The organism is Methylobacterium sp. E-012 (assembly GCF_057836545.1).
In genome coordinates this window covers 35,597-44,104 of the sequence record NZ_JBYQEY010000006.1, presented here as the reverse complement: position 1 = coordinate 44,104, position 8,508 = coordinate 35,597, and the positions used below count along the sequence as shown (strand labels likewise).

Sequence of the window (8,508 nt, the reverse complement as noted above, 5' to 3'; positions counted from 1 at the left end):
TCGCCCCCGCGGCGGCCTGCCTCGATGCGGGCAACGCGGCGCTCCAGGTCGATGATGCTCATAGCCTTGGCTCCGATCGGGGCAGCTGCCCCTCGCGGCGCATCAAGCTCACGGCCCACTCCTCAAGGTCGGGGTCGATGGCCTCGCCGGCTTCGGCCCGTCGAAGAACCGCGATCAGGCCCTCAAGCTCGTCGTCGGTGTAGCGGTGAACGCCCTGGATCCGGTGGCGGAACCGCTGCTCGGCCTTGGCCAGCCGCGCCTCAATGGAACCGCGCATCCGGGCCTCCAATGTCTTCCTCGATCAGGGTGGCGAGGGCGGCGTCTCCAGCATCCCCGGTCTCGCGCAGGTGCCAAGCCGCTTCGGCGAGGCTGCCGTGCTCGGCTCTCAGGCCGGCATAGCCGCTGCGGATGAACGCCATAAGCTGCCGATCGTTGGCGCTGGCGATCTCGCCCCTGAAGATGCGGCGGACCTCGATCCGACGAAGGCGGTTCTCGAAACTGCTGGTAGTCATCGTCAGAGGCTCCTCTGCAAGGCGTCGAGCGCACCGGGCGGTAACGGCCCGTCGTTCCCGGCCTGAAACCAGTCCGCAGAGGCGTGGTCGGCCGGGTCGTCGGACGCCTCGCGCAGGGCCTGCGCCAACTCATCGTCGGACATGGCCTTGAGGGCGGGATCGGCCGCGAAGCGCTGTGCCTCGATCTTCCGGATGCGGCGCTCCAGGTTGACGATCATAACAGCCCGCCCTCCTCGATCCGAGCGAGGCGTTCGGCGAGGTCCGCCGTCTTGATGGCATTCACGTGCGCGTCGACCAGCTTCGACAGCTCGGCGGCCTCGCTCGGCGTGATCTCGCCGGCAGCCACACCCTGCATCAAGGCGTGCGTCGCCCGGGTGAGGTCTGCCGGCTTGTCGATCGGCGGCAGCGTGAAGGTGATGGGGCGATCGCGGCGGACGGGGATGAGCCGGTCTAGGCATAGGCGCATGGCGGTCGGATCGCCGTCCTTCGCCATCTCCACGGCCTTGTTGAGGATTGCCTCGGCGTCACCGTCGAGGATCTGCTCAAGGGCCTGAGTGGCGCGGCTGCGGGCGCCTTTCGGCCGGCCTGCGGGGTTGCCGCTCTGCCCCTGCTGGAAGCCTTGCCTGCCCGTCGTCATGATCCTGCTCCGTGGCCGGCTTCGGCCTCCGATCCGTTGTAGATATCAACGGGATAACAATGGTCTGGGTGGCGCCGCAGCTCAAGCACCAGCATCTGCATCTCCTTGGTGAGAGCGGCCGGCGGCCATAGTTCGGATCTGGGTAATCGCGTGTTCCGCTCGAACTTCGTCCTGCTCTTCAAGGTCCGTGCAGCATCGCCGCTCTTGGAGAAGTTGATGGATCACCTCGGCCACTGCTGCGAGGACGCGCGGTAGGCCCGCGACTTCCAGGCTCCAGCCGCCCGGCCTGACGTGCTCCAACTGGTTCCGGTAGTAGGTGAAGCGGCCGAGGTCCTTCTTCTGCTGCTGCGTCAGCACGACGGGCCGGCCCTGCATCTCCGGCTCCTTCTTCTTCTGGACACGGCGCAGCAAGGCAGAGACCGGCTGCATGTGATCAGCATCGGGAAAGGGATGATCCTCATCGTCCAGAGCGTCGAAGTAGGCTTCCCACTCGCGTTGGTGCTCCTCGATGTACGCTCCCATGCTGGCCGATCCGGCAAGCGCCGGGACCAGGATGGCGCCGAGCGCGAGATGCATCAGCGGGAGCGCGAGGAACCAGCGCTGCGGGTCGCGGGCAGCCTGCTCCGCCTCATGGGCGGCGTGCTCCAGATACAGGACGCACAGGATGCCCGGAGAACTGCGGGCGTAAGCGTCTGTCATGATCCGACCTCCTGTCCTGCTGCGGGCTCGGTGAGCATCAGGTCTCGGACGCCCTCGGCCAACGCCTGAAGCGCGGCGACCGCGGCTTGGTTCTGGACCCGGCCGGCGTCGTCTCGAACCTCTAGGCTGACGGCCGAAACCATCGCCATCTGTCTGACCGCTTCGATACCGGCGTTGAAGGCGGCGCGCTCGCGGCTAATAAAGCTGCCCATTAAAATGGTTCGAACCCCATCATCCGATGGAGTACTCAGCTCGTTGATAGCCAACAAGGGTCCGCACCTTCAGAACAAGCGGCATCCATGATCCATCAAACAGAAACTCCCGGCAATTTCTGGGCCGAGCTTGAGCATAACGTTTCTTCGAAAGTTGGCGAAGCTCTTAACACAGATGAAGTTCCGCACGAGTTGCTGATTTCGTATCTGCGCGATTTGGAGGTCATGGCGCGGACGGCATGCCATAGCCGACAGACCGTCCAGATCATCGCCTCCGGGCGTAGTCTTCTCGGAGACCGGACGGAAGTTGGACCAAAGGATTGTGCGTTCTCATACGCGCATCTGTGATCGAAATGGATCTCGGGACAGTGGGCTATGTCATGACCGAACAGGCGTTCGCGGTCTTGATAGCCGCGGCCTTCACCTTCGGGTGTGCAGCGATCCACGAGTGGCGCGAGCACGCGCGGCACCTCACGCCGATCCTCGCCAGCATTACGATCGGCTTGGCTCTTATGGCCGGTATGATCGCGTTGGCGCAGAATGGGGCCATCAGTCCAGCCGACGCCTCGAAGCTTACCCCCATGGGCCGCGCCCAAGTGTCCTCGTGGCATTCGGAAACGAGAATGGCTGCGGCCCAGAAGCCGAGCATGGCCGAGATCCAGCAGGCGCTTCGCGGGCAGTAGTGCAGCCGGTGCGTCGCGGACAGCGCACTCACGCAGGATCTCCGTTACTCTCCAACAAGCCGGACCATGCGGCGGCCAGGATGGCAGCGCGGGCCTTGGTCCGGCGGGGGTCCGCGGCCGTGATCTCGCGCCGTATGGCGTCGAGGGTTGCGGGACCGCCGGCCGCGTGCGCCTCGCGGAGCTTGCGGACTAGGGCGCTCCGGAAGGCGAGAGTGGCCGGTGCGTCGGCCCCGCGCTGCTCGATGCTCTCTACGAGGGCGAGGATGCTGGCGGTGGTCATACTACAGGCCCTCCGATCCCGGCCCACGCCATCTCCAGCACCATCGCGCGCCAGCCAGCGTGCGTCGGGTCCATCTCGGCGATCTCTACCTCCAGGGCGGCGAAGTCCTCGCCCGGGTCGGCAGCGTGCAGGGCATGACCGATCCGGCGCAGCTCGGCCCGGCAGGCAGTGCCGATCGGGTCCGTGGCAAGGCCCAGCACGTCGAGGATGTCGGTCGACGGCTGCGCCAGAGTGTCGGTCCAGGGGCGGCCCTTCTGCCAATCTGAGTTGGCGGCGGCGCTCCGCTGGCGCTCGCCGGTCACGACGATGCGCAGCAGGGCGTCGGCGGCCATTTCGAGGCTATCGTGGCTCGCGCTCTGCACACTCTGCTCGCTCACGGGCGCGCACGCGCGCGAGGCAGAGGTGCGGCCGGCGTGGAGCGTGCGGTCGGGGTCGGGCTTGCGGGGCATGGCGGCTCCTTTCAGGCGGCGGGACGGTTGAAGGCGGCGTAGCTCGCCCAGACGCGGCGCTTATCGAGCGGATCGAGGCCGGCGAGGCCGGACAGGGCCGGTTCGAGGAGCACGTCGTCCCGCTCAGCCCGCAGCAGCAGATCAGTGAGAGCGGCGCCGCGAGGGCCGGTCGACAGGTGGACGATCGCGCGCAGGCAGCGGAGGCGCGCCTTGCGCTCAGCCGGATCGAGGTCGACCGCGAACGGGCCCCAGGAGTCGGCGGCGGGGATCATTCTGCGGCCTCTAGATGGACGACGCGCAGATGCTGCTGGGGGCTTCGCGGGGGCGGGCGCCAGCGGATGATCTCAGGAATTACGGGGACGTGCGGCGTGAGCGGCGGCGCGGGTACGTCGACCACAAGGCGGTAGGCGGAAGCCAGTTCGGGGGCGAGGTCGGCGCAGCGCGGCCAACGGGGCGCAGTGGCAGGCGAGGGCTGCGGCTCGGCGGCCTTCGGCGCCTCTGGCTCCTCGATCTTCACCCACTCGATCGCGCCGAGGCGGTCTGAGAGCCAGGATTTCAGGTCGGCAGGGGCGGTTGGGAGCAGGACGGCGGCAGCTGGCGCGAAGCGGCCAAGGCGCTTGTACGAGGCGCGTCTGACGTTTGCCCCTACGTCTATAAATGACTTAATTATAGACGTTAGGGCAAACGTCGGAAGGCTCATTTCTCGCGCCGCCTTGTGCGTCGCGCCGGCCTCGGGGAAGCAGGCCATGATGTCGGTGGCGCTCTCCAGCAGCACCCCCTCGGACGCCATCTCGGCCCAGGCGCCGGGCTTGGCGTCGTCCCACGCCTCGGTGGTGTCTACGCTGAGCGGCAGCGGCACGTCGTTGATGATGTCGAGGAAGGCCGGCGCCTCCGAGCCGCGGCGCAGGGCGCGCAGGCGGCCGATAGCCTGGATCAGTCCCGCTTCGGTGATCTGCCAGCGCAGGGCCTCGACCATGCTGTCGGGGTGCTGGCCGCGCTCGACGCGCACACCCTGACCGGAGGCAAGGCGCACGGCGCCGGAAACCCGCGGGTACCAGCGACCGCCGCCCTTAGGGTTCGGCGAGATGGCGTGGGGCACCGTGCCGGTGATGATGCCGGCTAGGGGCTCGACGGTGCCGGGTCCGGGCTGCAGCCGGCCGACGCAGATCAATCCGGCGGCGCTGGCCCAGCGGTCGATCCCAGCGACGGCGCCGAAGTGGGCGGTCTCGACGTTCTCGGGCAGGCCTATGTCTTTCAGCCGCTCAATCAGCCGCATCGGGGCGATGACGACGACGATGCGCGGCCAGACCAGGGCGGCGCGCAGGCGGGTGAGCCGCAACAGGTCGGTGATGACCCGCTTCGGCGCCCCCGGGGTCTCGCCGTCGGCTTCCTCGTCAGTGTCGATGATGCCGAGCTTGCGCGCCGTCACGGGCGCGCTGAGGATCTGCCGAACCTTCACGTGCGGGCTCCATCTGGCGGTGATGTCGGCTTTCACCTCGACGCGGTGGCCCATGACGGGCTCGAGCAGCGGGGCGTCGGGCAGGGTCGCGTCGATCAGCAGAGCCGGGGCGCTCCACGACGACCGCACGGTGTTGAGCGACCGACGGTCGAGCGTCCGGGTTGCGGTCTCCTCGTCGTACCGGAGCGACAGGCGCCCGGCCGCGTCGGCGTCGCTGACCAGGAAGGTCCGCAGCTCGCGCCAGATCCCGGCGAGCATCTTCACATCCTGGTTGTGCTGCCCGACCGTGGCGGCGCTCGCCTTGCGGGTCTTGGGGTCCATGCCCGGCGTGATGCCTGGGTCTCGCAACCGGTCCCATTCAAGCTTGTAAGCGCCGCCGGCAGCCGCGGCGGTCACGCCGTGGCGCAGCAGGATCGCACGCTGCAGCGGCCCGTCGTCCTCGTGGTCGCGCAGAGCCCGCAGCAGGTTCGCCCGCGCCGCTTCGAGGTCGTTGGCTGCGTTGGTGAAGATCACATCCGTGTAGTGCGGCTCGACTGGAGCGCGCTCGATGGCGTCGAGGGACATGCGGGCTGGCTTGTCGGGGAGGGCGCCCATCGTGATCCCCTCGTCGATCACCAGGGCGTCGGGGGCCGGGATCGCGCCGGGGCGGGCCTGAAACAGCAGGGCGTGCGGCACCAGCCAGACTGGGGCGTTGGCTTGGCGCTGGCGCTCCATCCCGCAGCGGCTGTGAAACTGGCAGTAAAACTTCTCGCCTGACGCCTTGTCCTTGCGCTCGCACACCGTAGAGGGGATCGGCCGGACAGCGGCCTTCGCATCCTCCATCGCGGGGATATCGAGGCACATCGCCAGGTCGGGCGCGTCCGGGTCGGGTGAGGTGTACCCCTTGTAGACCCGAGCCTGAATGCCCTCGGCCGCGAACCGGTCGGCCAGTTCGGCGAGCAGGCTGTGCATTGGGGCGGCGTAGACGATGCCGGTGCCGGCCTTAGCTGCCTCGGCGGCGCCCTTGATCGCCAGCGCGGTCTTGCCGATCGCGGTCTCGACCCGGGCGGCCCACGAGACCGGATCCAGCCGTTCGGGCTCGTCCTGCTTGCGGTCCTTGGCGTCCTCGACCTCGACCTTCCAGTCGGCGATCTCGCGCTTCCAGGTCGGAACGTGCTCGCCGAAGAACCCGGTGACAATGGCGGCGGTCGCGGCCTCAGCTTCAGCGACGGACACCCGGGCGTCGGGATAGGTCGGCTCGCCCGTCTCGCCGTCGTCGGCCGGTTGGGGGTCGAGGCTGACGAGGCGACGGCGCACCCGGTCGAGGAGGGCGACGGCCTTGATCCTGGCGGCCTCGGGCGACCAGCGGGCATCGTCCAGCACGGTCGAGGCCTTGAACGCCTCCCAGGCCCGCACGGTCAGCTCGCCGACCGTGATCTCAATGCCGTCGGCCTTCATCGCCAAGGCGGTCGAGTAGACCACTCGCGTCAGGTGGTACTCGCGGCCGTCGATCACTTTGCCGTCGGCATTGCGCACAATCTGGCCGCCACCGGTGCCGCCGCCCTGCCCCTTCCGGCCGCCGGTGCCGTTCAGTTCGACCACGCCACGCAGGCGGGTCACGAACTCGTCGACCTGGGCCTGCGTGATCTCGGGGGCTTCGTCCGGCCCTACCGTCAGCGGGCTCTCGGCGCCGATCCAGGCGTAGGGCTTCAACGTCTTCCAGTGGACGCCGAAGGCCACGACCTGCGTGCTCTGGCACTGGATGTCGATGCCGTCGCCGGAGCCGTCGGCGGCCTTGAGGTGCAGGCTCGGCATCGCCTCGGCGGCTCGGTAGAGTAGGGCGACCTTGGGGGCCTGCCCCTGGCGCAGGAACGGGGTCGGGCCGAACACCTCGAAGGCCAGCGCGGTCACGGTCTCGGCCAACGCAGGGTCGGTGGCGAAGTCGGCGTCGATCGCCGCCACGTTCCCGCAGGCGATGCCGGTGCCGGGCCACTGGCGCTCCTTGCGCTCCCAATCCTTTAGGTCGGCCGCGGTGGTCTCGGGCCCCTCGAACTGGGCGCGCTGCTGCCAGCCCTTGATCCCGGGAGCCTTACCCCGGGACGAATGCCCGCTGTCGTGGGCATGGATCGGCAACGCGCCAGTCCAGCCGTTTTGAGCCAGCCGCGCCCGCACCTGGGTCGGGGTCAGGCCCTCGACGCCTGAGGGAGGGGGCGGCTGGACTGTCATGCGTTACCCGCCGATCGCGGCGGGAGCGGGCACGGCGTGCCACAGGTCTGCGCCGCTCGGCAGCGTCGTCACGTCCTGCGGATTGAGCCGGGCGTAGGCGCGAGCGGCGGTCTTCTCGTCGAAATCCACCTCGCCCACGTCGATGGCAAAGCCAATCGCGCGATGGACGCCGCCCGGGGCGGTGCGATGGACTGCGCAGAACACCCGCACGCCTGCCGGCGGCAGGATGAGCCCGACCTTACAGCGGGCCTCCTCAATCTCGCATGCACCCGCGAGGCGCAGACGATGGCGACGCCTTGGGCGGCGGCTGAAGTAGCGGAGGTCCGCTTTCAGGATGGCGAACAGCTCTGGGGGGAGCGGAACGGGGACGGGTGCGTCGGACATCAGGTGATGTCCTCCACGCCAATCGGCTCCGGCATCGGCGCGTCAGGCAACCGCCGCAGGCCGGCAGCCTCCTGGCAGGCGATCTCGGCGCGGGCCTCGTCCAGCGAGGCGCAGCGGATGCGTCGCGCCAGCTTGCCGTCCCTGAAAAGCTCGGCGCACCACTCGTTGAAATCGAAGGCGAGCCGGACGGCGGTGGGCTTGGGCCGGTAGGCCCGAAGCCGCGGGAATTGCAGGAGAGACGCCATTATTGAGCGCCCCCGTCCTGCTGGAGTGCCCACGCTTCTGCCTGGTCTAGGGTCAGGCCGAACGCCTCGCACAACGTGCTGACCCGGTCGGCTATCGCGTAGCCGGATCGGCCGCCCTCTAGGCGAAGGTTCAGGCGGGCGAGTCGCCGGTTGACCCGGCGCACGCGGCGCCGGATCTCCGCGCCCTGACGGGTGCATTCGAGCATTGAGGCGAACAGTTCGCGTTCGGCCGAGGGGATGGGATGTGCCTTCATCGGCCGCCCCCATCGGACGGGCGCATGGTCTCGACGGCCTGGCTGGCGGTGAGGAGCGCCGCGCTGGCGCACCGGAGGGCGTAGGCCAACCCGCGCCTGTCACCGATCGCGGCGAACGCGGCCGCGGTCTCGCTGTAGGTGCGGGCGACCTCGGCCGCTTCGGCAGCAGCCTCAAACGCCAAGGCGAGGGGCGCGCCGTCTCCGGCGCGCGAGGTCGTGATGGCGGCGGCACTCATATCCGCCGCTCCGAAACTGTGTAGGCCAATCCGCCGATCACCGCGGCGAGCGCTGGACTACGGACCAAGCTGAGAACGGCGCGGGTGCGCAGGTCCTCGACGGGTGGCAGATCAGAAAGGGACGTCGGGACGGATTGCGGACGCGGCCGCCGAACGCTATGTGATGAAGACACAGTTCTTGACCTATTCGGCCCCGGCGAGCGCCCAGCTTGTGCGGGGCCGACTTTTGTCTGCTCTCGGGATGGGGCTGGTG

15 protein-coding genes are annotated in these 8,508 nt (G+C 68.7%); 1 reads left to right on the top strand and 14 read right to left on the bottom strand.

Features of this window, described 5'->3' with window-relative positions:
* Positions 1 to 58: 58 nt before the first annotated feature.
* From AC3IF1_RS30295 to AC3IF1_RS30270, 6 genes are all read right to left on the bottom strand, one after another.
* A complete protein-coding gene (locus AC3IF1_RS30295) occupies positions 59 to 277 on the bottom strand; it encodes a hypothetical protein (protein ID WP_489220798.1) in 219 nt (72 codons plus the stop codon).
* Positions 261 to 512 (bottom strand): hypothetical protein, encoded by a 252-nt coding sequence (locus AC3IF1_RS30290; protein ID WP_489220797.1) that lies wholly within the window; start codon positions 510 to 512, stop codon positions 261 to 263. The genes AC3IF1_RS30295 and AC3IF1_RS30290 overlap by 17 nt, the downstream gene beginning before the upstream one ends.
* 2 nt (positions 513 to 514) lie before the next feature.
* A complete protein-coding gene (locus AC3IF1_RS30285) occupies positions 515 to 730 on the bottom strand; it encodes a hypothetical protein (RefSeq protein WP_489220796.1) in 216 nt (71 codons plus the stop codon).
* Positions 727 to 1,149: a DUF5681 domain-containing protein gene (locus tag AC3IF1_RS30280; RefSeq protein ID WP_489220795.1), complete on the bottom strand. Its 423-nt coding sequence runs from the start codon at positions 1,147 to 1,149 to the stop codon at positions 727 to 729. Before AC3IF1_RS30280 ends, AC3IF1_RS30285 begins: the two co-directional genes overlap by 4 nt.
* 81 nt (positions 1,150 to 1,230) lie before the next feature.
* Positions 1,231 to 1,848, bottom strand: coding sequence for a hypothetical protein (locus AC3IF1_RS30275; protein ID WP_489220794.1), 618 nt, complete (start codon positions 1,846 to 1,848; stop codon positions 1,231 to 1,233).
* A complete protein-coding gene (locus AC3IF1_RS30270; RefSeq protein ID WP_489220793.1) occupies positions 1,845 to 2,114 on the bottom strand; it encodes a hypothetical protein in 270 nt (89 codons plus the stop codon). The genes AC3IF1_RS30275 and AC3IF1_RS30270 overlap by 4 nt, the downstream gene beginning before the upstream one ends.
* Positions 2,115 to 2,428: 314 nt before the next feature.
* Between AC3IF1_RS30270 and AC3IF1_RS30265 the strand changes: the two genes are divergently transcribed.
* Entirely contained in the window at positions 2,429 to 2,743 is a 315-nt protein-coding gene (locus tag AC3IF1_RS30265) for a hypothetical protein (protein WP_489220792.1), read from the top strand.
* Between the two features lie 28 nt (positions 2,744 to 2,771).
* Here AC3IF1_RS30265 and AC3IF1_RS30260 read toward each other — a convergent pair whose 3' ends face one another.
* The 8 genes from AC3IF1_RS30260 to AC3IF1_RS30225 are packed head-to-tail and all read right to left on the bottom strand — an operon-like array spanning position 2,772 to position 8,255.
* Complete coding sequence (locus tag AC3IF1_RS30260) at positions 2,772 to 3,023, bottom strand: hypothetical protein (protein ID WP_489220791.1); 252 nt, start codon at positions 3,021 to 3,023, stop codon at positions 2,772 to 2,774.
* Positions 3,020 to 3,472 (bottom strand): hypothetical protein, encoded by a 453-nt coding sequence (locus AC3IF1_RS30255; protein WP_489220790.1) that lies wholly within the window; start codon positions 3,470 to 3,472, stop codon positions 3,020 to 3,022. Before AC3IF1_RS30255 ends, AC3IF1_RS30260 begins: the two co-directional genes overlap by 4 nt.
* 11 nt (positions 3,473 to 3,483) lie before the next feature.
* Positions 3,484 to 3,744, bottom strand: coding sequence for a hypothetical protein (locus AC3IF1_RS30250; RefSeq protein ID WP_489220789.1), 261 nt, complete (start codon positions 3,742 to 3,744; stop codon positions 3,484 to 3,486).
* Positions 3,741 to 7,136 (bottom strand): bifunctional DNA primase/polymerase, encoded by a 3,396-nt coding sequence (locus tag AC3IF1_RS30245; protein WP_489220788.1) that lies wholly within the window; start codon positions 7,134 to 7,136, stop codon positions 3,741 to 3,743. Before AC3IF1_RS30245 ends, AC3IF1_RS30250 begins: the two co-directional genes overlap by 4 nt.
* Positions 7,137 to 7,139: 3 nt before the next feature.
* Positions 7,140 to 7,520 (bottom strand): hypothetical protein, encoded by a 381-nt coding sequence (locus AC3IF1_RS30240; protein ID WP_489220787.1) that lies wholly within the window; start codon positions 7,518 to 7,520, stop codon positions 7,140 to 7,142.
* Positions 7,520 to 7,765, bottom strand: coding sequence for a hypothetical protein (locus AC3IF1_RS30235; protein ID WP_489220786.1), 246 nt, complete (start codon positions 7,763 to 7,765; stop codon positions 7,520 to 7,522). Before AC3IF1_RS30235 ends, AC3IF1_RS30240 begins: the two co-directional genes overlap by 1 nt.
* Positions 7,765 to 8,019 carry a hypothetical protein gene (locus AC3IF1_RS30230; RefSeq protein WP_489220785.1) on the bottom strand — a complete coding sequence of 85 codons (255 nt, stop codon included), beginning with the start codon at positions 8,017 to 8,019 and terminating at the stop codon, positions 7,765 to 7,767. The genes AC3IF1_RS30235 and AC3IF1_RS30230 overlap by 1 nt, the downstream gene beginning before the upstream one ends.
* Positions 8,016 to 8,255 carry a hypothetical protein gene (locus tag AC3IF1_RS30225; RefSeq protein WP_489220784.1) on the bottom strand — a complete coding sequence of 80 codons (240 nt, stop codon included), beginning with the start codon at positions 8,253 to 8,255 and terminating at the stop codon, positions 8,016 to 8,018. Before AC3IF1_RS30225 ends, AC3IF1_RS30230 begins: the two co-directional genes overlap by 4 nt.
* Between the last annotated feature and the right edge of the window lie 253 nt (positions 8,256 to 8,508).